Here is a 639-nt window from a genome sequence, read left to right on the forward strand (position 1 = left end):
ATGAAAAACCAAATTCCGATGACTTTACAAGGTATAAAAAAATTACAGAAAGAATTAATTAGATTAAAAAGTATAGAAAGACCAAAAATTATTAATTCTATTATTGAAGCAAGAAAACATGGTGATTTAAAAGAGAATGCTGAATATCAATCAGCTCGTGAAGCACAAAGTTTTTGTGAAGGTCGTATAAAAGAAATAGAAATTAAATTATCAAATGCTAACATTATTGATGTTACAAAATTTTTACATCATAATAAAATTATTTTTGGTTCCACAGTATATATAAAAAATATTATAACTAATAAAGATATTTTTTATAAAATTGTGGGTAATGATGAAGCAGATTTAAAAAATAATTTAATTTCCATTAATGCTCCTTTAGCTAGGTCATTAATCGGAAAAAAAAAAAATGATATTGTAAAAGTACAAACACCAAAAGGTGTTTTAAAATATAAAATATTAGAGATTAAATATATTTAATATAAAATTAAATTTGACTTTATTAATACTAAATAGTATATTATTTTTATTAATAAATAAATCTTTTGTAAAAGATATTATTTTGTTCTTTAATAATTAATTAGAAAATAAATGTGGGCATTCAATTTTTAGAAGCTGTTTATTTTAAATTATTTTTTA

The 639-nt window shown here is 19.6% G+C and carries 1 protein-coding gene; it reads left to right on the top strand.

Annotation, left to right across the window (positions count from 1 at the left end):
* Positions 1-480: a transcription elongation factor GreA gene (greA, locus tag GJU04_RS00005; RefSeq protein ID WP_168892880.1), complete on the top strand. Its 480-nt coding sequence runs from the start codon at positions 1-3 to the stop codon at positions 478-480.
* The last annotated feature ends 159 nt before the right edge of the window (positions 481-639 follow it).

Source organism: Enterobacteriaceae endosymbiont of Donacia marginata, assembly GCF_012567685.1.
Taxonomy (GTDB): Bacteria; Pseudomonadota; Gammaproteobacteria; order Enterobacterales; family Enterobacteriaceae.